The organism is Hydrogenophaga sp., from assembly GCF_050250835.1.
Lineage (GTDB): Bacteria > Pseudomonadota > Gammaproteobacteria > Burkholderiales > Burkholderiaceae_C > Hydrogenophaga.
Map to the genome: position 1 here is coordinate 71504 of NZ_JBFWNX010000013.1, position 19737 is coordinate 91240.

Annotated in this window: 25 protein-coding genes; 13 read left to right on the plus strand and 12 right to left on the minus strand. The window is 66.9% G+C overall.

Annotated elements, in window-relative coordinates:
* Positions 1-82: 82 nt before the first annotated feature.
* From AB7F11_RS16040 to AB7F11_RS16050, 3 genes are read right to left on the minus strand one after another with little or no spacing between them, the layout of a single operon-like run.
* Positions 83-847, minus strand: coding sequence for an acetolactate decarboxylase (locus AB7F11_RS16040; RefSeq protein WP_428290216.1), 765 nt, complete (start codon positions 845-847; stop codon positions 83-85).
* 44 nt (positions 848-891) lie between these two features.
* The gene (locus AB7F11_RS16045) at positions 892-1305 is read right to left on the minus strand and encodes a hypothetical protein (protein WP_428290215.1); all 414 of its coding nucleotides are present in this window, start codon (positions 1303-1305) and stop codon (positions 892-894) included.
* A gap of 32 nt (positions 1306-1337) precedes the next feature.
* On the minus strand, positions 1338-2099 hold the full coding sequence (locus AB7F11_RS16050; protein WP_428290214.1) for a DUF4395 domain-containing protein: 762 nt from the start codon (positions 2097-2099) through the stop codon (positions 1338-1340).
* A gap of 172 nt (positions 2100-2271) precedes the next feature.
* On the opposite strand from AB7F11_RS16050, the gene AB7F11_RS16055 reads away from it, so the two are divergent.
* Together AB7F11_RS16055 and AB7F11_RS16060 are read left to right on the plus strand one after the other, a co-directional pair.
* A complete protein-coding gene (locus AB7F11_RS16055) occupies positions 2272-3003 on the plus strand; it encodes a response regulator (RefSeq protein WP_428290213.1) in 732 nt (243 codons plus the stop codon).
* Entirely contained in the window at positions 2994-4049 is a 1056-nt protein-coding gene (locus tag AB7F11_RS16060) for an ATP-binding protein (protein WP_428290212.1), read from the plus strand. Before AB7F11_RS16055 ends, AB7F11_RS16060 begins: the two co-directional genes overlap by 10 nt.
* Positions 4050-4137: 88 nt before the next feature.
* On the opposite strand, the gene cadR is transcribed toward AB7F11_RS16060, so the two are convergent.
* Positions 4138-4575 (minus strand): Cd(II)/Pb(II)-responsive transcriptional regulator, encoded by a 438-nt coding sequence (cadR, locus tag AB7F11_RS16065; RefSeq protein ID WP_428290211.1) that lies wholly within the window; start codon positions 4573-4575, stop codon positions 4138-4140.
* Between the two features lie 82 nt (positions 4576-4657).
* On the opposite strand from cadR, the gene AB7F11_RS16070 reads away from it, so the two are divergent.
* The 11 genes from AB7F11_RS16070 (at position 4658) to AB7F11_RS16120 (ending at position 11347) form a co-directional block, all read left to right on the plus strand.
* Entirely contained in the window at positions 4658-5320 is a 663-nt protein-coding gene (locus AB7F11_RS16070; RefSeq protein ID WP_428290210.1) for a cation transporter, read from the plus strand.
* Positions 5280-5696 carry a DUF3703 domain-containing protein gene (locus AB7F11_RS16075; RefSeq protein WP_428290209.1) on the plus strand — a complete coding sequence of 139 codons (417 nt, stop codon included), beginning with the start codon at positions 5280-5282 and terminating at the stop codon, positions 5694-5696. The genes AB7F11_RS16070 and AB7F11_RS16075 overlap by 41 nt, the downstream gene beginning before the upstream one ends.
* A 35-nt stretch (positions 5697-5731) precedes the next feature.
* Positions 5732-6085, plus strand: coding sequence for a hypothetical protein (locus AB7F11_RS16080; RefSeq protein ID WP_428290208.1), 354 nt, complete (start codon positions 5732-5734; stop codon positions 6083-6085).
* A 329-nt stretch (positions 6086-6414) separates the two neighbouring features.
* Positions 6415-6831: a disulfide bond formation protein B gene (locus AB7F11_RS16085; protein ID WP_428290207.1), complete on the plus strand. Its 417-nt coding sequence runs from the start codon at positions 6415-6417 to the stop codon at positions 6829-6831.
* Positions 6828-7484 (plus strand): DsbA family protein, encoded by a 657-nt coding sequence (locus AB7F11_RS16090; RefSeq protein WP_428290206.1) that lies wholly within the window; start codon positions 6828-6830, stop codon positions 7482-7484. Before AB7F11_RS16085 ends, AB7F11_RS16090 begins: the two co-directional genes overlap by 4 nt.
* An 89-nt stretch (positions 7485-7573) precedes the next feature.
* Positions 7574-8140 carry an SCO family protein gene (locus AB7F11_RS16095; protein ID WP_428290205.1) on the plus strand — a complete coding sequence of 189 codons (567 nt, stop codon included), beginning with the start codon at positions 7574-7576 and terminating at the stop codon, positions 8138-8140.
* A 14-nt stretch (positions 8141-8154) separates the two neighbouring features.
* A complete protein-coding gene (locus AB7F11_RS16100; protein WP_428290204.1) occupies positions 8155-8448 on the plus strand; it encodes a YnfA family protein in 294 nt (97 codons plus the stop codon).
* 97 nt (positions 8449-8545) lie between these two features.
* A complete protein-coding gene (locus tag AB7F11_RS16105; RefSeq protein ID WP_428290203.1) occupies positions 8546-8899 on the plus strand; it encodes a hypothetical protein in 354 nt (117 codons plus the stop codon).
* 223 nt (positions 8900-9122) lie between these two features.
* Positions 9123-9908 carry a HupE/UreJ family protein gene (locus AB7F11_RS16110; protein WP_428290202.1) on the plus strand — a complete coding sequence of 262 codons (786 nt, stop codon included), beginning with the start codon at positions 9123-9125 and terminating at the stop codon, positions 9906-9908.
* A 31-nt stretch (positions 9909-9939) separates the two neighbouring features.
* Positions 9940-10290, plus strand: coding sequence for a DUF6488 family protein (locus AB7F11_RS16115; protein ID WP_428290201.1), 351 nt, complete (start codon positions 9940-9942; stop codon positions 10288-10290).
* 13 nt (positions 10291-10303) lie between these two features.
* The gene (locus tag AB7F11_RS16120; RefSeq protein ID WP_428290200.1) at positions 10304-11347 is read left to right on the plus strand and encodes an EamA family transporter; all 1044 of its coding nucleotides are present in this window, start codon (positions 10304-10306) and stop codon (positions 11345-11347) included.
* Between the two features lie 226 nt (positions 11348-11573).
* Here the strand turns inward: AB7F11_RS16120 and AB7F11_RS16125 are convergent, their stop codons facing one another.
* From AB7F11_RS16125 to AB7F11_RS16160, 8 genes are all read right to left on the minus strand, one after another.
* A complete protein-coding gene (locus AB7F11_RS16125) occupies positions 11574-13163 on the minus strand; it encodes a BatD family protein (protein WP_428290199.1) in 1590 nt (529 codons plus the stop codon).
* Complete coding sequence (locus AB7F11_RS16130) at positions 13160-15052, minus strand: vWA domain-containing protein (protein ID WP_428290198.1); 1893 nt, start codon at positions 15050-15052, stop codon at positions 13160-13162. Before AB7F11_RS16130 ends, AB7F11_RS16125 begins: the two co-directional genes overlap by 4 nt.
* The gene (locus AB7F11_RS16135) at positions 15049-16059 is read right to left on the minus strand and encodes a VWA domain-containing protein (protein ID WP_428290197.1); all 1011 of its coding nucleotides are present in this window, start codon (positions 16057-16059) and stop codon (positions 15049-15051) included. The genes AB7F11_RS16130 and AB7F11_RS16135 overlap by 4 nt, the downstream gene beginning before the upstream one ends.
* Positions 16056-16511, minus strand: coding sequence for a hypothetical protein (locus AB7F11_RS16140; RefSeq protein ID WP_428290196.1), 456 nt, complete (start codon positions 16509-16511; stop codon positions 16056-16058). The genes AB7F11_RS16135 and AB7F11_RS16140 overlap by 4 nt, the downstream gene beginning before the upstream one ends.
* Complete coding sequence (locus AB7F11_RS16145) at positions 16504-17442, minus strand: DUF58 domain-containing protein (protein WP_428290195.1); 939 nt, start codon at positions 17440-17442, stop codon at positions 16504-16506. The genes AB7F11_RS16140 and AB7F11_RS16145 overlap by 8 nt, the downstream gene beginning before the upstream one ends.
* 8 nt (positions 17443-17450) lie before the next feature.
* Positions 17451-18425: an AAA family ATPase gene (locus AB7F11_RS16150; RefSeq protein ID WP_428290194.1), complete on the minus strand. Its 975-nt coding sequence runs from the start codon at positions 18423-18425 to the stop codon at positions 17451-17453.
* A 5-nt stretch (positions 18426-18430) separates the two neighbouring features.
* On the minus strand, positions 18431-18895 hold the full coding sequence (locus AB7F11_RS16155) for a rhodanese-like domain-containing protein (RefSeq protein WP_428290193.1): 465 nt from the start codon (positions 18893-18895) through the stop codon (positions 18431-18433).
* 89 nt (positions 18896-18984) lie between these two features.
* The gene (locus AB7F11_RS16160; protein ID WP_428290192.1) at positions 18985-19728 is read right to left on the minus strand and encodes a DUF1499 domain-containing protein; all 744 of its coding nucleotides are present in this window, start codon (positions 19726-19728) and stop codon (positions 18985-18987) included.
* Positions 19729-19737: the final 9 nt, after the last annotated feature.

Consider the following 19737-nt stretch of genomic DNA (forward strand, 5'->3'; position numbering starts at 1 on the left):
TCCAGATGGCTGATTCGTGGGTGGTGGGCGTGATAGCAGCGAAAACGGGAGCAGTTGGTCGCGGCAGCTGCCCCCGGCAGCGTCAGGACTTGGGCAGACGCAGCACCATGCCCGGCGCCAGCGTCAGGTTGTCGATGTGCCCGGCCGACTTGCCGTCGTGCGACACCATGTGGATGTGCATGGCGTTGCGTGCGCTGCCGCCCGCAGGGATGGCGGGCGCATAGGCGCTGATGAACACGCCGGGATGCTTCTCTGAGTAGAAGCCGACGATGTCCATCGCCTGGTTCTTGACCACGTAGTTGGCTTTGGATTTGGCGAACAGCTCGGCCGTCACCGGCTTGCCCTCGGTCAGGTCCACGTTGATGTGCCACTTCACTTCGGCCGGTGTGCCACCGACCTGAAACGGAAACGGCTGGCTGGTGTCGATGCCGGCCGCGGTGGCGCGTTCCTTGACGAAGTTCTGCAGCGCGACGTAGCCCGTCACCGTGCTCGGAATGGGCTGCTCGGTCCACTGACCCACGCGGGCCCAGACGGCGAATGTGGCGTGGTGACCCTGGCCGTGGTCGGTGGTGAAGCTGTCGCCGCGGACTTTGGTGACGTAGGGCTTGCCCTTGAAGACCGTGATCTCTCCGTCCAGACCCGACACCGCGCCGACGCCGTACAGATCACCCGCGCCCGACATGGCCACCAGCGGCACCACGTTCTCGGCCTTGCCTTTCTCAAAAATCGTCTTCTGCGAGCCGCCGAACTCGATCAGGCCAGCCTTGATCGGCTGGTAGGCCGCCGTGGCGCAGGCGGTGAGGGCCAGTGCGGCCCAGAGGGCGTGGTGGGTCTTGATTCGCGTCATGTCTCTGTCTCCTCGTGGGGTGGTTGAAAAACAGGCGCCCGGTGTTACCGGGTCGCCGCCTGGGTGATGGCGGACTTGGCGTCCTCCAGCGTCCAGCCTTTGGCGCCAGCGGTCACCGGGAAGCTGATCAGCTCCACCGCGCTGCCGTTGGCGCGTTTCTGCAGGTATTGGCCATTGACCAGGATCACGATGGGCACATGGCCTTTCACGCCAACGGCCTGCAGGCGCTGCGCGCCGGCGGGCGACTCCATGTCGGTCTCCACCAGCTTCACCTTGCCGCCCTGCGTGGCCAGCCACTCGCGCAGCGGTTTCAGGGCGCTGGCCACCGGCGGGTGGGCAAAGGCCACGATCTCCACCGTGGGCGGCGCGGCCAGCGCGGCGGTCGATGCGAGCAGGGTTCCGACGAACATCAGGCCCAGGGCGCTGCGGCGGCGGAACGTGTGGAGGGTGGTGGTCATGGAGCGGAGTTCTTTCGGGACTGGTGGGCGGTTCAGCATTTGTTGTGGAGCTTCCACATGTCTTCGTGGCCAATGGCCTTGGCGAAGTCGGGCACCTTGCAACGCTCGGCTTCGGCCGCTGCGGCAGATGGATCGGCCGAGGCCGTTGCGGCAGCGGGCTGTGGAAGGCTGCTCACATGCATGTTGGACGGGTTTTGGTAGACCATCTGCGCGACCCCGGCAACTGCGATGAAGAACAGCGCCAGGACGACGCCCTGGCTCAGACGGATCTGGACCGAAGGATCGGGCGCCAGCTCACACACTCCCCCAGGGCAAAGCTGTGCCTGATCCTTGCTGAACCAGTTGTAGAGCTTGCATCCGATGCAGATACCGAACGCGGACTCAAAGAACATCAGGGTGATGCAGGTGGCACACACCACGATGTTGATGGGGCCGATGACCTGATTGAGCACCACCAGGTAAAACATGACCGAAGCCAATACGAAGCCGATGGCCCAGGCAAAGCGCTTCTGCGGTGCCCCCACCCATTCGGGCTGCTGCTTGCGCACCAGCCATTGACCCAGCACCAAGGTGGGCGAGTAGCGAGGGTTCACAAAGATTCTCAGCGTGAAGTCGATCAGAAAGGCGACCACGAACACCCGCGTAGGCTGGAAATTGCCCAGCAGCCAGGCGTTCATGAAAGCGGCCATGGCGAACATCAGCAGGATGCCGGCAGCTGCACGCACGGCCCGCTCGTTGAGCACGGGTACTGCGTAGCCTTCCAGCCGCTCTCCAAAAGCAAAAAATCGATTCATGCGAGCCTGTCCATGTGTTGTGATGCGATGACGGCTATTGAATCCGCAACCGGTTTCAAATCTGATGGCCGATCGTGGCCAAATTGCATCGTCAGGTTGCAGACACCCTGCTTGCAACACTGCGATACAAAACACCTTCCGACGGGTCGTTCCACTCGACGAACCTACTGCCATGGATGCCAGAGACCACATACTCATCGTCGATGACGACCCCGAAATCCGTCAACTGCTGGTGGCGTACCTGGCACGCAACCAGTTCATTGCCTATCCAGCGGCCAGCGGCCGGGAAATGTGGCAAATGCTTGACCGGCATGCTGTCGATCTGGTGGTGCTTGACCTGATGCTGCCCGATACCGATGGATTGGTCCTTTGTCGCGATCTGCGCGCGAAGTCGAATCTCCCGGTTCTGATGCTTACAGCCCGTGGAGAGGAAACCGATCGCATCCTCGGCATTGAAATGGGCGCGGACGACTACCTCGTCAAACCCTTCAGTCCACGCGAACTGCTCGCTCGCATCAAAGGCATCCTGCGCCGTGCCCGTTCACTGCCAGACAACTTGAAGCCCGACACCCAGCGCTGCCTGCTCTTCGCCGGGCGCAAGCTGGATACCGCCACCCGTGTGCTGACGGGTGTGGATGGCGTTGCCACACCGTTGTCGGGCGCCGAATACCGGCTGCTGCGTATCTTGCTGGATCACCCCAACCGCGTCTTGAACCGCGACCAGCTGGTGGAGGTGATCCATGGTCGGGAAGCAGAGCCCTACGACCGCGCCATCGACGTGCAGATCAGCAGACTTCGCCAACGTCTGCAAGACACCAGCCGCGAGTCTGGTCTCATCAAGACCGTGCGCGGCGAGGGGTATGTACTGGCTGCTTCCGTAGACGGGGTTCCTTCATGCGATTGATGCTCGCCCGGTTCATCCCGCGTTCCTTGTCGGGGCGCATCACACTGATTCTGATACTGGGTCTGCTGGCGGCTCAGTTGGCAAGCCTGATGCTGCATCTGCAGGAGCGAGCCGCCATGCTGGCAAGTGGGCAAGTGCGTGTGGGTATGCCTGGCCTTGATGCGCTGCCACTGCGTTTCATATGGCACGCCTCACTGACGCTGGGGGTCGTCATTGTGGTGGCGTTGATCGCCGTTCGCTGGGCCACCAAACCACTGCAGCAAATGGCTTCTGCAGCCACGGCATTTGCCCACGATCTGGATGCGCCACCACTGCCGGTGACGGGCCCCACCGAAGTTCAGCGTGCGGCCGAGGCGTTCAACTTCATGCAGCACCGACTGCGGCAACTGGTGGTTGAACGAGGACGGGCGCTGGCCGCCGTGTCCCACGACCTACGGACACCGCTCACCCGCATGCGATTGCGCGCCGAGTTGGTGGACGAGACCGCCCTGAAGGACAAACTGAACCAGGACATCGATGCCATGGAGGGCATGGTCAATAGCGTTCTTGCCTACCTCCGAGGACTTGAAGACGAAGAGCTTGCACAGCCAATCAACGTCGAAGCACTGCTGTCCAGCATTGTTGAAGACGAGCAGGCGCTGGGACGCCCTGTGACCCTGGAAGTGACCTCGGAAATTCATCCCTCTCTACCGCCGTATGTCGGCAAGCTGTCGGTGCTCAAGCGTGCCGTCACCAATCTGATTGACAACGCCGTAGCACATGGAAGTCACGTACTCGTCAGGGTCGAGGATTCCGAAACCGAGTTGCGATTGATGGTTGAAGACGACGGTCCCGGCATTCCGGAGACAGATTTACACCGGGTCACGGAACCTTTTGTCCGACTTGATGCGGCCAGAGGATTGGATACCGGTGGTGTTGGCTTGGGTCTCGCCATTGTTCGAGATGCTGCGGCCTATCACGGCGGAAGGTTGACGCTGGAAAACTTGGCCACACGTGGCTTGCGTGCGACGCTTATGTTGCCGAGAACACTCAACTATCAGTTTTGACTGGCCGCACCCAGCCTTCAACAGACCTTGGTTGCGAGTGAGAGAACTGCCGCAACTGTACTTTGAGTCCGGTCTGTAGTGAGTCTCTTCAGGGTTGTGCTGAAGAAGGATGGCACGCACAGGCCTCACCATGTGCTGCGGCCACCAGCTCGTGCAGGATGCCGCACTCGCCGCCTTCGTGTTCGCCCTTGCAGCGTGAGCGCAGCTGTACCAGCTGACGCTCCAGTGCGTGCATGCTTTGAAGGCGTGCCCGCACGCGGCTGAGCTGTTCGTCCACCAACTGGTCCACGTCGAGACAGTGGCGCGCTGGGTCGTCCACAAAGGCCAGCAGGCGCTTGACGTCCGACAAGGGCATGTCCAACGCCCTGCAATGGCGGATGAAGGACAGCCGCTCCAGGTGCGGCTCTTCGTAGTCGCGGTAGCCGTTGTCCGAGCGAGCGGGCGCGGGCAGCAGATGTTCTTTTTCATAGAAGCGGATCGTCTCCACATCCACGCCCGTGGCTTGGCTCAGTTCCTTGATGCGCATGGGGATACCTGTGTCGAAATGAAGGTGTTGACACTGTAGTGACTACAGGGTTTCCAATCAAACCACTTGAAAGGAAAACCCCATGTCCGCCCATTGCTGTGAACACGAAACTCCCAAACCTGCGGCGCTGATCAACCTGCCGCGCTACCGCCGCGTCCTCTGGATCGCGCTGCTGGTCAACGCCGCCATGCTGGTTGTGGAGCTGGCGGCCGGCTACCGCTCGGGCTCGGTTTCGCTGCTGGCCGATGCGATCGATTTTGGTGGCGATGCGCTGAACTACGGTGTGTCGCTGGCGGTGCTGTCGGCGGCGCAGGCCTGGCGCGCGCGTGCCGCCATGCTCAAGGCGGTCAGCATGGTGGCGTTTGGCCTGTTTGTCCTGGGCCGGGCACTCTGGAGTCTCTGGATCGGCCAGGTGCCCGACGCGATGACCATGGGGGCGGTCGGTGTGTTGGCGCTGTGTGCCAACCTGGCCGTGGCCTGGATGCTCTACGCCTTCCGTGAAGGCGACGCCAACATGCGCAGCGTGTGGCTCTGCACCCGCAACGACGCCATCGGCAACATCGCCGTGATGGGTGCGGCGCTGGGTGTGTTCGGCACCGGATCTGCCTGGCCCGACCTGCTGGTGGCCACCCTCATGGCAACGCTGGCGGTGCGCGGGGGCTGGCAAGTCTGGCGCCAGGCGCAGGGCGAACTGGGTGCGGACGATGGCCACCGTCACGAGCATGGTCATGGCCACTCGCACTGATACCGCACCGGCGCCCGCTTTTGGTGCCAGGCTGTTTCAGCAACTTTTGCAGCGGGAGCTGGCCGCGCCGGCCGCGGATCTGTCTCAGCGCTGGCTGCTGCTGGAGGCGGCCCATGTGACTGGACAAACCCGACTGGGGCCGCACCTGGATACGCATGCCCGGATGCTGGCCCTGGCTTGGGAAACCCGCGACGGGCGAGAGGTCTTGGGGCAGCTGTTCCGCCTTTTGCTGGTGCCCTTGGGCCATCTCACGGGCCGATTGCCCCTCGGCAACGCCGGGCGTTCCGACATCAGTGCGTTCCAGGCCATGCCCATCCGCAAGGACATCGCTGAGCTGATTGCGCAGGTGGCCCAGGCCGTTGACGGGCCGCGATGAACCCGTTGCAGGCGGTCCGCTTTTACAATCCCGCCATGCGTTCGTGGCTCGTGATCCTTTTGCTGGTGTTGATGCCATTGCAGTTCTCCTGGGCTGCGATGGGGGCGTTCTGCCAGCACGAACGGGGATCGGACGCATCCCACGCCGGGCACCACGCCCATGAACACCGCAGCCAGAGCGATTCGGACGGCGCGACCAGCCAGACGTCTGCGAGCGTGGCCGATGTCGATTGCGGCACCTGCCACGCGGGTTGCTCCATCGCAGCGCCCGACGCTCAAGCCGGTATGGGGGCAATGGCTTCGGCGTCCTGGGCCTCGCTCCACGCCGCCCAGCCGAGATCGGCGCCCTTCGATGTACCCGAGCGCCCGCAGTGGCATGCCCTGAGCTGATCAGGGCGGCGATTCTCCACAACAGCCTCGCTGTCGTGCGCCGCATCCCGGCGATCCCCACCTGATCCCCTTGCAACAAGGCGCCAGCCCACCGGGCCGACACAGGTCATCAATCCCACTCCGGGCGTGTTTATGTTTCAAGTTGGTTGGGCCTTCTCCCTCGGTGGGCATGGCTGGCATCCGTTCTTTTGCAGGCATGGACCGATGCCGCACTGGCCCGCTTTCAACCTGGCCGACGTCTTCGTCGTGAGCGCTGTCCTGGCCTGGGCGCTGTTGTCGCTGCGACCCGCCAGACGCCCTACCGCAGACGCTAACCCGAAGAGCGCCACATGAAACTCAACTGGATGATTCTCCTGGCGGCCTGGCTGGTCGCTGCCGTGGCCACGGCCAGTGCCCTGTTCATCGGCGAAGTGATGATGATGGTGCCGTGCCAGCTCTGCTGGTACCAGCGCATCTTCATGTTCCCGCTGGCCATCGTGCTGGGCATGGCCTGCTTCAGCGACGACCGGCGCGGTGCGGTCTACGCCCTGCCTCTGGCGCTGGGCGGCCTGCTCATGGCGGCCTACCACACCCTGCTGGTCGCCGGCCTCATTCCCAAGTCCTGGATTCCCTGCAGCGCTGGCGTCTCGTGTGCCGACCAGAAGCTGGAAATCCTCAACGGCATTCAGATTCCCTGGCTGTCCCTGGTGGCTTTTTTCACCATCACCCTCTTGCTCACGCTCTTCCTGAGAAGGACCCCCAAATGACCTCCAAAAAACTCACCGTCTCGATCCTGCTGGGCATCGTTGTCGCGGCCTTTGCCTTCGGCATGTACAACTACCAGCGACGGGTACAGAACTCGCAAATGGAGAAGGTCAGCACCCAGGACAGTCGCCTGGTCCGCATGCATTCACCGGTGTTTGGTCCGCAGAGTGCTCCCGTGACCATCGTCGAGTTCTTTGACCCTGCCTGCGAGACCTGCCGTGCGTTCTACCCCATCGTCAAGGACCTGATGAAGCAGTATCCGAACGATGTCCGGCTGGTCCTGCGCTATGCGCCGTTCCATGCGGGATCGGACCATGTGGTGGCCCTGCTGGAGGCTGCCAAACGCCAGGAAAAATACCCGCAGGTACTGGAAGCGGTGCTGGCCGCTCAACCTGCATGGGCCAGCCACGGGCAACCCAACATCGATCTGGCGTTCAAAGCGGCAGAAGAGGTGGGCCTGGATTTGCAGCAGGCGCGCGCGGACGCGGCCAAGCCCGAAGTGGACGCAGTGCTCCAGCAGGATCTGGAAGACCTGACCGCGCTGGAGGTGACCAAAACGCCGACCTTCTTTGTCAACGGCCGTGGCCTCCCGAGCTTTGGACCTGAACAGCTCGCAGCCCTGGTGGTTGAAGAAGTGGCCAAGGCCAAAAAGTGAGCGCTGAAAATCACACCATGAACCCAACCATGACTCCCCTGGCACCTTTTCCATATCGCGTTTTGAGCCGGCGCCAGGCTGTGATCGCCATGGCCGCCTCAGCCGCCTGGTCGTTGACGGCCTGCTCCCCCGATGCCGTGAGCTTCAAAAGCACCGACATCACCGGGGCCGAGTTCGGCAAGGGACTGCGCCTGACCGATCACCTGGGGCAGGCCCGAACGCTGGCCGACTTTCAAGGAAAGATCGTGGTGGTTTTCTTTGGCTTCACGCAATGTCCCGATGTGTGCCCCACCTCCATGACCACCATGGCCGAGGTCAAGCGCCTGCTGGGTGAGCGTGGCCAGCTGTTGCAGGTGCTGTTCATCACGGTGGACCCGGAGCGCGACACGCTGCCCTTGCTGAAGGACTACATGGCGGCTTTTGATCCGGGCTTCCTGGCGTTGCGCCCGGAACCCGCCGAGATCAAGGCCGTCGCCGACAGTTTCAAGGTGTATTACAAAAAGGTGGACGGCCAGACGCCCACGTCGTACACCATGGACCACTCGGCCGGCAAATACATCTTCGACACCGCCGGGCGCGCGCGCCTGTTTTCCAACTACGGCACGGAAGCCGCTGTGATTGCGGCGGACATCGAAACGCTGATCAAAAGCCGCTGAGGCAGCCGCAACGCATGAAAACCTTGCTCCTGTACGCACTCACTGCGCTGGCCGAAATCGCCGGTTGCTACTGGGCGTGGCTGTGGGCCAAGCAGCAGGGTTCGGTGTGGTGGCTGTTGCCGTCGGCCTTGAGTCTGGCGGTGTTTGCCTGGTTGCTGACGCTGCACGTGGCCGCTTCCGGGCGCGTGTCCGCGGCCTACGGCGGGGTCTACATCGGCGCCGCCATCCTCTGGCTCTGGGCGGTGGACGGCATCCGCCCGTCGGCCTGGGGCCTGGGGCCTGGCGGGTGCCGGTGTGGCGCTGTTTAGAAGGCGTCATAGGGTGATCGCGGGATGGACGTGCGCGCGTTCCTTCATCGCTCATGCATGTGCCCCATGCCTTGGATGCCCACGTAGAATCCACCCCATGTCGCGTAGCACCCGTGCTGTTTTTCTGCTGTTGGCCCTGTTGTGGCAGGGCCTGTTCGCGGTCACGCCCTATGGCCTGGACCTGAAGGCGGATAAGATGGCCCACGCCGTGGTGCACGCGGAAGCGGTGAACCATCACCACCACGATGACCGGTCGCTTCATCTGGACGAGGCCGCTGACGACGCCAGTCATCAGCATGTGCATGAGGGCGTGCAGCCTGCTGGCTTGCTCCCGTCTTTGATGCTTCGTTTGGCCGAACGCTTGCCCGCTGCCCCTGCGGCAGTGGCCGGCTTTCCTGTGCCCACCGTCTTTCTCGAAGGCCCCTTGCGGCCGCCCCAGCGGCTGACCTGATTCACCGGCTGCCCAACGACATGTTGGCTCGGTGCCGGGTTGTTTCCCGCACCGCCATTCACCCGATCGGTTCTTGCAGGGCTTCACGCATCGCTGCGTGGGGCAAGCATGGCTGACGGTCTGCATCTCACCCCACGCTGGACGGATCACGCCTGCGCAGGTGCCAGAAACGCTGGCTGGGGACAGGCTTTCATAAAACCCACATTTCAAGGTTCATCTTTTCATGAAAACCGCATTGTTCAAAAGGCCGGTGGCGCTGCTGCTGGCTCTGTTACCAGTGCTGGCCCTGGCCCACGGCATCTCCGATGAGGACCGACAGCGCATGCTCGACGGTGGCTATCTCGAATACGTGGGGCTGGGCGCCAGCCACATGCTGACCGGCTACGACCACCTGCTGTTTCTCTTTGGTGTGGTCTTCTTCCTGACCACGTTCAAGGACGTGGCCAAGTTCGTCACCGTGTTCACCATCGGGCACAGCGTCACGCTGATCTTTGCCACCATGTTTCAGATCACCTGGAACTACTACCTGGTGGACGCCATCATCGCCATCAGCGTGATCTACAAAGGCTTCGACAACAACGGCGGCTTCCAGAAGCACTTCGACATGAAGTCGCCCAACCTGTTGTTGGCTGTGTTCGGCTTTGGCCTGCTGCACGGCTTTGGCCTTTCGACCCGGTTGCAGCAGCTGCCGCTGGGCGATGACGCCACGTCGACCCTGATCCGCATCCTGAGCTTCAACGTGGGGGTCGAGCTGGGGCAGATCGCCGCGCTGGTGGTGATGGTGGCCTTGCTGGCCGCCTGGCGCCACCGGCCGTCGTTCAAGCGCTTCAGCTACGCCGCCAACCTGGGCTTGGTTTTCGCTGGGGTGTACCTGCTGTTCATGCAACTGCATGGCTACCAGCACGACACCAAGCCGGACAGCTTCCGTTTCCCCGCCGCCGAGCATCGGCACAGCCATGAAGACATGGACATCAACAACTCGACCGATGCCAAGCGCAACGCCCTTTGATCCGCTTCCATTCACACCACAGAACCGCACCATGAAACACCTCATCGCATTCGTCTCCATCGCCGCCACCTTCAGCTTGACCGCACCGGCCTTCGCCGGCGAGGGCAGCAGCTGCCACTTTCACGGTACCAAGCCGGCCGCAGCATCTTCGGTGCTCGGTTGTGCCGACCAGCGCAAGCTCTCGCTGGTCAAGACCGGCAAACTCGATGCTTCCTGGCAGACCGTCCAGAAAGACGCGATCGAGCTGGTGAACGGCAGCAAGGGCAAAGAATGGAAAGTGGTCTACAAGAACCCGGGCGTGACGGACCAGAGCAAAGCCACGCTCTACATGTTCTTCACACAGCCTGGTAATTTCGTGGCCGCCAACTTCACGGGGCAATAAGGTGAGTCGCGGCTTGCCGGGCGGTCCCGCACTGCGTGGTGGTTTGCTGGCCCTGCTGGCCGCGGCCTTGTTTGGCCTCAGCACGCCGCTGGTGCAGCGCTTCGGGCAGGGCTTGGGCCCGTTCAGCACGGCGGCGCTGCTCTATGCCGGCGCGGCTGTCGTGGCCCTGGTGCTGCGCCAGCCCGCCGCTCGCGAAGCGCAGCTGGGCCGTACCGATCTTCCGCGCCTGCTGGCCATGGCGGGCATGGGCGCGGTGGTGGGGCCGGTGGCGCTGGCCTGGGGCCTGCAGCGCACCAGCGGTTCCAGCGCCTCGCTCATGCTGACGCTGGAGGCGGTTTTCACCGCGGTACTGGCCTGGCGCTGGTACGGCGAGGTGCTGGACCGGCGGGTGGTAGGCGCCGTGCTGTTGTTGCTGGCTGGCGGCGTGGTGCTGGTGGTGGAGCAGGGCCTGGCGGGCCAGGTCCAGCTGCTGGGCCTGCTGGCGGTGTTGTTGGCCACGGTTGCCTGGGGTGTGGACAACACGCTGTCGCGCGGCGTGGCCGAGCGCGACCCCGGGCAGGTGGTCTGGGCCAAGGCCCTGCTGGGCACGTGCGCCACGGTATCCATCGCCCTGCTCGCTCAGGAGCCGCTGCCCGGGCTCACCGCTGCGGCGGCGCTGCTGGCTGTGGGGGCCACGGGTTACGGCCTGAGTCTGCGCTTCTATTTGCTGGCGCAGCGCGCGTTTGGCGCGGCGCGCACCGGTTCGGTGTTCGCGTTTGCGCCTTTCATTGGCGCGCTGGGCGCCTTCGCGCTGGGGGACCGCTCGGCCACATGGCTGGTGGTGTTCGCCGGGGGGCTCATGGCGCTCGGTGTGCTGTTGCACCTGGCCGAGTCGCACGAACATGCGCACAGCCACGAAACGCTGGAGCACGAACATGCCCACCGCCACGACGACGGGCACCATGCGCACACCCACGAGGTGATGCCCACAGGCCTGCACAGCCACGTGCACCGGCACGCGCCCCTGCAGCACGCACACCCGCACGTGCCGGATGCGCACCACCTGCACTCGCATTGAGGTGGTGGGTCAGGTCTGGCCATCTTCCACCAGATCGCCCGCAGCCACGGCGGTGATGTTCTGCTCGCCAACAGAGAACGCGGCGGACTAAGTGCCGAGCTCCACCTGCGTAATGCAGACCACTTTTCAATGGAATGACGGATCTGGTCTGGCCACCCCGGTCTGCACAAATGCATCGGGTGTTTGTACCCGGTCGAATTCGATGAGCGCGGGCACAGGAGACTCGCTATGTGAACTGCTGCGATGTCGAAACTGACTCACCACGACCGAGGGTGCGCATGACCGTGACTTGGCGTGGCCGCAAGGCCTGCGCCAGGTACAGCAGTTCCTGCCTCAGCGGCTCGAAGCCCACCACCGCATCGACCCCAGTGCCGAAGCGCTGCCGCTCGAAGCGCTGTGCCCAGTCGGTCAACGAAGGCCCGCGCCAGCGGGTCTGCACACGGGCCAACAGCTCGGACAGCGTGGCACCGCTTGCATCGCCATCGGCCAGGTCCGCCAGGGCTTGGCGCAGGTCCGCCCCCACGGTGCTGCGCTCGATAGCGTCGAGCAGTTTCGCATGCTGACGTGTGGCAAGCTGGTAGCGACGCCAGCCGCGCCAGAGCCGCCACGCGCTCCCCAGCACGGCAGCCGCTGTGAGCAGCACAGCCAGCATCCCGATCACCCAGCGCCAGACCGCGCCGGCCTGCGGGTCGGTGATGTCGATCACCTCAGCCGGGATGTCCAGCTGGCGCAGCGCCGTACCCTGCCCGCCCGCCTGCGGATCCACCCAGGGCAGGCGCAGGGTGGGCGGCTGCAGCGGGCCTGTGTCCTGCGGCTGGGCCAGCAGGCGCACCGCCCAGCGCGGCGAGAGGCCACGGCCCGGCGCTGGCCGCACCTCAGGCGGATACGCCGACCAGACCGCATCGCCCGCGAGCTGCGCGCGCAGCAGCTCGGCCAGCGTGCCGTCGCCGTAGTCGGCTTCGATCTCCAGCTCCCACGCCAGCGGGTCGCGCAGGCTGGATTCGGTCGGCAGGCGCTGCCCCAGCAGCTGCGGTTCGCGCAGCGGCAGCTCGCCCGGCAGCCAGTCCGGCAGTGCGCGCGCCACAGCCGCGACAGCTGGCGCGGGGAATCGCCATTCGTTGCCAAAGCGGGTAGCCTGCAGCAGCGGCCAGGTCAGCCGCAGCGGGCCGGCCACCTGCGGCACCACGGCCCATTGCCAGCGCTGTGCGGTGCAAGGCTGGCCGTCGATCTCGCCCGCCTCGCTGCGCTCGCCCAGCAGGCGCACGCTCAGGCCATTGCGCGAGGCCAACGTGGGCGGCTTCCAGAGCAGCTGGCCGGTGAAGCAGGCTTCGAGCGTGAGGCGCACCGGCTGGCGCACCACCCAGCCGGCGGCGCTGTCGGGCTCGCTGAACACGCGCACCCGCACGCGTGGCGCGGGTTCGGCGCTGGTCACGCCGTCGACTGGGCCGTCGGCCACCTGCAGCGTGAGCGGCTGGCCGCGCGGCGCGAAGCGCGGCAGCGTGAGGGTGCCGGCGCGCAGCGGGTAGAGCGTGAGCCGCATGTCTTCCGTGCTGGCGTCGCGCCCTAGGCTGCGCGTGGCGATGTCGAAGTCTGCCCGTAGCGCCTGTAGGTCCAGCGTGTCCAGCCCTCGTGCCAGGGACTTCGGGCGCCGCAGTGTGAGTGTGACCGGCTCGCCGAGCGCGATACGGCTCTTGTCGAGAGTGGCGACCACTCCCGGCAGGGTCTGGAGTGCGGCGGCCGGTGCCTGTGCAAAAGCCAGCGGCCACAGCGCAGCCCACAACCAGGCAGCGATGCAAACGCGCAGCAGCCGAATCATGGCTGGCGCTCCGTGGCGAGCGCGCGGTTTACACGCGGCGTGTCTTGCGCCATCAGGCCCTTGAACAGCAGGGGCCGCGGATTGGCCAGGTGGTCCAGTTTGGCCAGGCCAGCGTTCAGGTGTCCGGGTTGCGGCACGAAGCCCGGGGCCGGCGCCCGGGCCGCAGGGGCGCTTTCGGTGGCCCCGCGCGCGTCGACCGCACTGTCGCTGTAGCTGCTGCCGTCTTCAGGCATGTCGAGCTCGTCGGGGTTGCCGGTGCCGTTGGGGTCGATCTGGCCTTGCACCAGTTTGCCCCGGCGGCCATACAGGTCTTGCGGGCCGCCCACGCCAGCGCGCTGGCGGGTGGCTTCCTTCTCGGCGATGCGCAGGTTGTTGGTCGCCGCCTCATCACCCGGGCGCTCCAGCAACACCGCGCCAAAGGCCTGCGCGGCGGCCGCCCAGCGGCCGAGCCGGGCCTGTGCCAGACCGAGGTTGTAGAGCGCGTCGAGCCGCTGCGCGGGCGTGGTTGCGAGCGTCCAGGCCAGGCCCAGGTGGCGCTGCGCGGCCAGACCGTCGTGCAGTTGCAGCGCGGCAACGCCGGCGCCGAAGTGGCCGTCGAAGCCTCCCACCAGCGCGTAGCGCTGCTGGGCCAGCGCCCACTGCTGCGCGGCGTGGGCCTGCGAGGCCTGGGCCAGTTGCTGCCGGGTGGCAAACGGTGCGGCGGTGCTCACCTGCGCCCACGAGCGCTCGGGTGCGCTGGCCAGCAACAGGACAACCGCCACCAACCCGGCCGAGAGCACCTGACCGGACAGCCGGCGGCGCAGCACCATCCACACCCGCTGGCCGAACCGAGCCGCGCCCGCGGGCCAGCCCGGCGTGTGCGCCAGCAGCATCAGCAGCGCACCCAGCGCCAGCGGCAGCACGAAGCCTTCGCGCCAACCCTGCACGGCCCGGCCCGCCGGCGTGGCGGGCACGGCCAGGCGGTCAAGGCTGTTTTGGTACCAGCGGCGCACGGCCTCGGTGCCGTCGCTCACGTGCACCGCACTGCCACCGGTCTGTTCGGCCAGTGCCCGGTAGGCGGCCGGGTCGGCCACCGGCGCGCCGAAGCCCATGCCGCTGGCGGCGGGCCCGGTTTCGGCGGTGGTTGCGGTCGGCGCAGTGACCAGCAGCATTTGCAGCGCGACACCTTGCACGCGCAGGCGCCGCAAGGCCGCGCCCACCGCCGCGCCAGCAGCGCCTTGCAGTGCGTCGCTGTCGGCATCGGTCACCAGCAGCAGCGTGCCAGGCTGACGCGCGGCGGTCTCTTGCGCCAGTTGCTCCAGTTCGAGCGCGGCCAGGGTCAGGGCCTGGGCCAGGTCGGCGCGGCCGGCGGGCACGAGGTCTTCGCCGGTGGCGTTCAGCGCGTCGCGCAGCAGCGTGGCGTCGTGCGTGGGTGGCAGCAGCACGCCGCTTTGTGCGCCGTAGACCAGCAGACCGACCTGCTCGCCACGTTGTTGTTCGCTCAGGTCCAGCAGTGCGAGGCGCGCGCGCGTCAGGCGATCGGGCGCGAGGTCGGTGGCGCGCATGGAGTCGGACAGCTGCAGCAACACCAGCGCCGTGGCCCCCGCGCGCTCACCGGCGCCGCCGCCCGCCTGCGCTGTGTCTGCTGGCTGGCTGACCGGCCAGCGCGGGCCGGCCGCGGCCAAGACCAGCAAAAGCCAGGCCATGACTGCCAGCGCACGCTGCAGTTTTTGGCCCGCATCGGCGCGCGGCGTGGACAGCGCCCAGGGACGCAGGGCTTCGTCGGCATAGGCCAGCGCCCGCCGGTGGCGCCAGCGCTGCCACAGCGCCAGGCCCGCGGGCAGCGCCAGCAGCAGCGCCGCCCAGGGCCAGCGCCATTGCAGATCGAGCAACACGCTCCATGCGCTCATGAAACGCTCCTCCGCCCCGGGCGCCCTTGCAGCCAGCCGGCCAGCGCGAGCAGCAGCAGGGCCAGCAGCAGCGGCACGGCGTACCACTCGTGCACGTCGCGCTGCGAGGGCGCGGGCCGCAGAGTGGGTTCCAGCGCGTCAATGGCGCGCATGACGGCTTGTGCGTCTTCGGTGCGCATCACACGCCAGTGCGTGCCGCCACTCAGGTGCGAAATCTCTTGCAGTGTGGGTTGCGGATCGGCGACGTTTGACGGATCGGCATTGGCGGGACCGGCGCCGATCTGCAGGGTGTGGATCGCCACGCCGAGCTGCACGGCCACGGCCAACGCCTCGGCCGGCTGCAGGTCGCCGGCGTTGGACGGGTCGCCGTCGCTCACGATGAGGATGGCCGGGCGCAGCCGCTCGTGGCGCACGCTGCGCAGCGCCAGGCCCATCGCGTCACCGAGCGCGGTGTGGTCGTCGAGCACACCGGGCTGCAGCCGCTTGAGCTGGCGCACCACGTGCGGCAGGTCGTGTGTGGGCGGTGTGAGCTGGGCCGCCTCGCTGCCGAACACCAGGAGCGCGAAGCGGTCCACCTCACGCGCCGCCACGAACTCGGCCAGCACCTGACGCACCATGGCCATGCGGCTCACCGTTTTGTCGCCATCGGCGGTCTTCACGCGGAAGTCTTCGGCCTCCATCGAGGCCGAGGTGTCAATCACCAGCGCGATGTCGCGCCCCTGCGGTGGCGGCTGCAACCAGTCGCCGAGGCTGCGCGGCTGGGCCAGTGCCAGGAGCAGCGACGCCCAGGCCAGGCTGCGACACAGGCGGGGCCAGGGGTCCGACGGCACCGCGCCCTGCCCGGCCTGCTGCAGCAGCGCGCCGATGTGCGGGTGCCGCAGCCAGACCGCCACTGACGGCGCGGCCGGGTGGCGGCGCGCCCAGAGCCACCACAGCGGCAGCAAGGCCAGGCCGGCCAGCCAGAGCGGCTGACCCCAGACGATGGCCGGCAAGCCGAGCGCGTTCACGGTGCCGCTCCGTCGATCTGCAGCGCGAGCCTCGCCAGCAGCGCCTGCACCGCGGCACGTTCCTCCAGCAGCCCATCGGCCATCGGCAACGGACCGAAACGCCACCGGTCGATGCGACGGCCTTCGTCATCGCTCAGGGGTAGGCCGTGCGCGTGCAGCCAGCCGGCCAGCGACTGCGCGCCGGTGGCCAGGGCCTGCGGCGTGGCGGAATCGTCGGCCCACACAGCAGCGATGCGCGCGAATGCATCACGGCGCGCGCGCTGGGCTTGCAACCGCTGCCAGCGGCGGCGCGCCAACCCGGCCAGGGCGATCAGCAGCGCAGCGGCCACAGCGCCCGCCACCCAGGGCAGCGCCTGCGCCCAGGGGCTGGCCCAGAACGTGTCCCACCACCCGGGCGGGGCCACCACTGGGGGGGCGATGGGGCTGCTCAGTTGGTCGAGCGCGTCAGCCATGGGGACCGAGAGTGGAGAGCAGTTCGTCCTGCGGCGTGGCGACATCGATGGCGCGCAGCCCGTGGCGCTGCAGCAGCGCGTCCTGCGCCGCCAGGCGTTCGGCGTTGGCGCGGCGCAGCCGCTCGTTCAGCGCGGCCTGGCCGCCCAGCCAGTGGCGCGCGCCGGTGGCGAGGTCCTCCAGCCCCGCCGCACCGAGCGCCGGCCAGCCGGTTTCCGCCGGGTCGAGCACGCGCACCAGGCGCAGGCGGCGCCGGTGTGCGAGCCGCGCCAGCGCCGGCGCGGTGCGCTCACCCAGCCAGACCAGATCGCTGGCCAGCCAGACGTGGCAGCCCGCGGGCAGCTCCTGTGCCAGGTGGTCCAGGCGTTGCAGCGCGTGGGCGTTGGCGTGGGTGGGCGCCTGCAGCTGCTGCGGCGGCGGGCAGGGAGCGATCAGGCTTTGCGCCAGCTCCAGCCAGGCGCCCTCGCCGTGGCGCGCGGGCCACCACAGGTCGCGCTCGTCCCAGGCGGTGGCGGCCACGGCCATGCCGGCGTCCATGGCGGCAAAGCCCGCCAGCAGCAGCACGCGCGCGGCCTGCGCAACCTTGAGGCGGCGGCGCGTGGCAAAGCGCATGGTGGCCGTGCGGTCGAGCACCAGGTGGCAGATCGGCAGGCGCTCTTCGCGGTAGGTCTTGATGAAGGGGTGTCCCAGGCGCGCGGTGCTGCGCCAGTCCATGTCGCGCAGGTCGTCGCCCGGCGCGTAGGGGCGGGCTTCCTCGAAATCAAGCCCGCGCCCGAGCGCGGTGGACGGCCAGTCGCCGGCGTGGTGTTCGTGGATCTCCAGCGGCGTGGGCGCGTGCACCCAGTCGCGCGCACGCGCCGCGAGCGCACCCAGCTCGGCGGCGTCCAGCAGCGCGGGCCAGTGCGGCGCGGCGTCAACGCGGGCAGCGAACATGCGCGCGATCAGGGTGCCGGCACGGCCGCGATCAGGCCTTGCAGCAGCACGTCGCGGTCCAGCCCCTGCAGGCGCGCTTCGAGCCCCAGCTCCATGCGGTGGCGCAGCACGTCGGGCGCGAGCGCCTGCACGTCCTGCGGTGCCACGAAGTCGCGCCCCTGCAGCCAGGCCCAGGCGGCCGCCGTCTTCACCAGAGCGAGCGATGCGCGCGGGCTGGCGCCGTTCTGCAGCACGCCGGCCCATTCGGGGCGAAACGCACCGGGCTCGCGCGTGGCGCGCACCAGCGCGACCACGTAGGCCTCGATCAGCGGCGACACGTGCACACGCTGCACCTCGGCGCGCGCGGCCAGCACATCGGCCGTGCTCACGGTCAGCGGCTGTGCGGCGGCCTGGCCGCTGCCTTCGGCCAGCGCGCGCTCGCGGTCCAGCCGCAGGATGTGGATTTCTTCGTCGGCACTTGGGTAGCCAAGCTTCACGTGCAGCATGAAGCGGTCGAGTTGGGCCTGCGGCAGCGGGTAGGTGCCGGCCTGCTCCACCGGGTTCTGCGTCGCCATGACCATGAACAGCTCGGGCAGCGCACGGGTCTGGCCGCCGACGGTGATCTGGCGTTCCTGCATGGCTTCGAGCAGGGCCGCCTGCACCTTGGCCGGTGCGCGGTTGATCTCGTCGGCCAGGATGATGTCGTTGAACAGCGGGCCGGGCAGGAAATGGAAATCGGCGCTGCGCGGGTCGTAGATGTCGGTGCCGGTGAGGTCGCCGGGCAGCAGGTCGGGCGTGAACTGGATGCGTTTGAACGGCGCGTGGATGCCCTGCGCCAGCGCCTTCACCGCCGTGGTTTTGGCCAGGCCCGGCAGGCCCTCGACCAGCACATGGCCGCCGCACAGCAAGCCGATCACGAGGCGGTCCAGCAGCGCGTGCTGGCCGACGATGGTGTCGCTGAGCGACTGGCGCAGTGCGGCGATGGCCGCCTGGGTGCTCGACATCGGGCTCAGTGTTTGGCCGGTGTGGTGGCCTTGGCCGCTGCGTCGAAGCCGCCCTTGGCCTTCCACTCTTCCATGCCGCCCTGCAGGATGCGCAGGTTGTCCCAGCCCGCCACACGCATGGCAAAACCGGCCTGGGCCGAGAGCGAACCGGTGTTGCAGTAGATCAGCACCGGCTTGTCTTTGGGGATGGTGTTGCGCTTGGCCAGCACCTGGCGCCAGTCCATGTTGATGGCGCCGGGGATGTGGCCCTTGGCGAACTGGCCGGCGTCGCGTGCGTCGATCACCAGCATCTTTTTCCACTCGTCGGCCGGAATCTGCTCAGCAAAGATCACGCCACCGCCGTAGTCGACGAATTCGAGGTAGCCCTCCATCACGTCCACCGCGTCGGCCTGTTTGTCGGCATGGGCGGCGGGGGCCAGCAGCAGGCTGGTGGCGGTGAGGGCGGCAAGGGCGAGGTGTTGCAGCTTCATGGGAGGTCTACAAATAAGTAAATGCTGATATTGTCGCGCAATGAATAGCATGCGGGCATAGGGCTTTCCGCCATCCCGGTGTTTCGCGGTCAGGGTTGGCCCAAGTGCTGGTTCAGATCGCCCAGGTAGGCGCGGATGCGTTTCGCGTTGGTGCCGCGGTCGATCTTGCCCAGGCGCGAGCGCGAGCGCATGTCAACGCGTGCACCACCGTCGGCGGGAGAGATGCGCACTGCCACCTCGTCGGCAAAGCCGAACAAGCGGCTGTTCGCCACCGCCTCAATGCGGCCTTCTCCCGCGTCGCTGGCCACGACGGCCCAGCCGCGCTCGTTCACCAGCGCCAGCGCCTGGGCGTACACCGCGTCGGGTGTCTGCTTGACCAGCAGCGGCGCGATGTCTGGGTAACCCGTGCGCTGCAAGGTGGCGAACTTCTCGCCAGGGTATTCCGTGGGATTGGGCATGTCCCAGAACACCGGCGGGTCCTCGGTGTCGGTGCTGATGTCGTTGATCGGCGGCGTGGTCCGCGTCGCCACTTCCCACTGCAGCGCCATGCCCAGCACCGGCAGTGCCAGCAGCACACCCAGCAAACCGCTTGCGAAACCGCGCCGGCGCGGTTGCAGGCTCGGACGCGAGGTGATCGCACCCGCCAGCGACAGCACCAGGCCCAGCCCCGCCGCGTACACCGCCCACTCGGCGATCTGCAGGCCTTGCAGAAAGTGCCACCAGCCCTGACGGTAGCCGATGCCGGCCAGCAGCACGGCAGCAATGGCCGCCAGTGAAAGCAACAGACCGGTGAGGGACAAGATGGGGCGTCGGCGCGAAATGGGCATGTTCATCGGTGTGTT

Coding starts and splice junctions, on each gene's coding strand:
- AB7F11_RS16040 (WP_428290216.1), bottom strand. CDS start 847: ATGACGCGAATCAAGACCCACCACGCCCTCTGGGCCGCACTGGCCCTC.
- AB7F11_RS16045 (WP_428290215.1), bottom strand. CDS start 1,305: ATGACCACCACCCTCCACACGTTCCGCCGCCGCAGCGCCCTGGGCCTG.
- AB7F11_RS16050 (WP_428290214.1), bottom strand. CDS start 2,099: ATGAATCGATTTTTTGCTTTTGGAGAGCGGCTGGAAGGCTACGCAGTA.
- AB7F11_RS16055 (WP_428290213.1), top strand. CDS start 2,272: ATGGATGCCAGAGACCACATACTCATCGTCGATGACGACCCCGAAATC.
- AB7F11_RS16060 (WP_428290212.1), top strand. CDS start 2,994: ATGCGATTGATGCTCGCCCGGTTCATCCCGCGTTCCTTGTCGGGGCGC.
- cadR (WP_428290211.1), bottom strand. CDS start 4,575: ATGCGCATCAAGGAACTGAGCCAAGCCACGGGCGTGGATGTGGAGACG.
- AB7F11_RS16070 (WP_428290210.1), top strand. CDS start 4,658: ATGTCCGCCCATTGCTGTGAACACGAAACTCCCAAACCTGCGGCGCTG.
- AB7F11_RS16075 (WP_428290209.1), top strand. CDS start 5,280: ATGGCCACCGTCACGAGCATGGTCATGGCCACTCGCACTGATACCGCA.
- AB7F11_RS16080 (WP_428290208.1), top strand. CDS start 5,732: ATGCGTTCGTGGCTCGTGATCCTTTTGCTGGTGTTGATGCCATTGCAG.
- AB7F11_RS16085 (WP_428290207.1), top strand. CDS start 6,415: ATGAAACTCAACTGGATGATTCTCCTGGCGGCCTGGCTGGTCGCTGCC.
- AB7F11_RS16090 (WP_428290206.1), top strand. CDS start 6,828: ATGACCTCCAAAAAACTCACCGTCTCGATCCTGCTGGGCATCGTTGTC.
- AB7F11_RS16095 (WP_428290205.1), top strand. CDS start 7,574: ATGGCCGCCTCAGCCGCCTGGTCGTTGACGGCCTGCTCCCCCGATGCC.
- AB7F11_RS16100 (WP_428290204.1), top strand. CDS start 8,155: ATGAAAACCTTGCTCCTGTACGCACTCACTGCGCTGGCCGAAATCGCC.
- AB7F11_RS16105 (WP_428290203.1), top strand. CDS start 8,546: ATGTCGCGTAGCACCCGTGCTGTTTTTCTGCTGTTGGCCCTGTTGTGG.
- AB7F11_RS16110 (WP_428290202.1), top strand. CDS start 9,123: ATGAAAACCGCATTGTTCAAAAGGCCGGTGGCGCTGCTGCTGGCTCTG.
- AB7F11_RS16115 (WP_428290201.1), top strand. CDS start 9,940: ATGAAACACCTCATCGCATTCGTCTCCATCGCCGCCACCTTCAGCTTG.
- AB7F11_RS16125 (WP_428290199.1), bottom strand. CDS start 13,163: ATGATTCGGCTGCTGCGCGTTTGCATCGCTGCCTGGTTGTGGGCTGCG.
- AB7F11_RS16130 (WP_428290198.1), bottom strand. CDS start 15,052: ATGAGCGCATGGAGCGTGTTGCTCGATCTGCAATGGCGCTGGCCCTGG.
- AB7F11_RS16140 (WP_428290196.1), bottom strand. CDS start 16,511: ATGGCTGACGCGCTCGACCAACTGAGCAGCCCCATCGCCCCCCCAGTG.
- AB7F11_RS16145 (WP_428290195.1), bottom strand. CDS start 17,442: ATGTTCGCTGCCCGCGTTGACGCCGCGCCGCACTGGCCCGCGCTGCTG.
- AB7F11_RS16150 (WP_428290194.1), bottom strand. CDS start 18,425: ATGTCGAGCACCCAGGCGGCCATCGCCGCACTGCGCCAGTCGCTCAGC.
- AB7F11_RS16155 (WP_428290193.1), bottom strand. CDS start 18,895: ATGAAGCTGCAACACCTCGCCCTTGCCGCCCTCACCGCCACCAGCCTG.
- AB7F11_RS16160 (WP_428290192.1), bottom strand. CDS start 19,728: ATGAACATGCCCATTTCGCGCCGACGCCCCATCTTGTCCCTCACCGGT.